At 67.3% G+C, this 1,567-nt stretch carries 1 pseudogene; it reads left to right on the forward strand.

The annotated features are described in order from the left end of the window. A pseudogene (locus IG178_RS12955) lies at window positions 1-1,521 on the forward strand (hypothetical protein); the annotation flags it as partial. Between the last annotated feature and the right edge of the window lie 46 nt (window positions 1,522-1,567).

The following is a 1,567-nucleotide window of genomic DNA, read 5'->3' on the forward strand; positions in this document are numbered from 1 at the left end:
CAGCCCTCGCTGGCCGGCGTCGCCTGGGACAAGGTGCCGTTTTTTGCCTTCGGCTCGGTCAACGACGGGTCCGGCCACACCGCGGCCGAGCGCAAGGGGACCTACCTGCCGGCGACCTTCGGGAACGGCGCCAAGATGCCCTTCACCTACACCGCCAACCTCGACGTCAGCGTCAACACCCTCGGCTACACGATCAGCTCGATCCGGTCCTTCGCGGGCTGGAACCAGAACGGCGCGTCGCTCGCCAACCAGAAGTACGAGCTGCTGGTCAGCAAGGTCGGCGACCCGGAGTTCGAGTCGCTCGGCATTTATGAATACAGCCCCTTCGACAATGACTCCACCGCCGAGGCCGGCTCGACCAAGATGGTCCTGACCCCGGATGACGGGGTGATCGCGACTGGCGTCGATGCGGTGCGCTTCGTGGTCCTCGACCACGGCTTCGTCTCCGCGGCCGGCGACACGGCGATCAACGGCTCGGTGATCGATGAGTTCGACGTGATCGGCAGCGCGGTGCCGCTGCCCGACGTCGGGGTGATCTCGATCGAAGGGGCTCACGCCGGCGCCGAGACCGACAACAGCGGCGCGGCCGGCTATGCGGTGGCCTCCAGCTACCTGGCCGACATTCTCGACGACGACCTGATCAATGCCGGCCAGCCGTCGGTGCTGTCCTACGCTTGGGACAAGACGCCGTTCTTCACCTTCGACACCGTCAACGACGGGACCGGCCACTCGGACACCGTCCGCCGCGGCACCTACCTGCCGGAATCGCTCGGCAGCGGTGCCAAGCTGCCGTTCACCTACACCGCCACGCTCGACCTGGACCCCGCTCCGGCCGGCTACCGGATCACCGGCTTCCAGTCCTTCGCCGGCTGGAACCAGAACGGCGCGGCGCTGGCCAACCAGAAGTATGAACTGCTGGTGAGCCAGGTCGGCAACCCCGGCTTCTACTCGCTCGGGGTCTTCGAATACAGCCCCTTCGATGACGCGGCGACCGAGGAGGCGGGTGCCACCAAGATGGTGCTGACCGCGGACGACGGGGTGCTCGCGGACCACGTCGATGCGGTGCGGGTGATCGCGCTGAACCACGGTTTCAACAACCTCGGCGATCCCGATGGCACGGTTTACTTCGAGTTCGACGTGATCGGCGAGGCGTCCGGGCAGGGCTTCGCCGGCTGGGCCTCCGGGTTCGGCATTCCGGACGACGAGGACCACGACGGCGACGACCGCGACGGCATCCCGGCATTGATGGAGTATGCCCTGGGCCTGTCGCCGCTGGTGGCCGAGGTACCGCCCGCCCTCGACGGCACGCTGTCACCGCCGCGGATCGTCTGGCCGAAGGGAGCGGAGGCCGCCGCCGATCCGGAGATCAGCTACGCGGTCCGCGTTTCCGGCGATCTCGTGATCTGGGACGATCCCGAACCCGGCGAAGTCGTCGAAACCTCCGACTCGATCACGCTCGAACTCTCCACGCTGGGGGTGAGCCGCTTCGCCCGTCTCGAAGTGACACGGACGGCGCCCTGAGCCCGCTTTCTGCCGGATGGATCCCGGGTTGAAAGGAAAAGGGCGG

Origin of the sequence: Neoluteolibacter marinus, from assembly GCF_014904755.1 — a bacterium.
In the GTDB taxonomy this organism is placed as follows: domain Bacteria; phylum Verrucomicrobiota; class Verrucomicrobiia; order Verrucomicrobiales; family Akkermansiaceae; genus Haloferula; species Haloferula marina.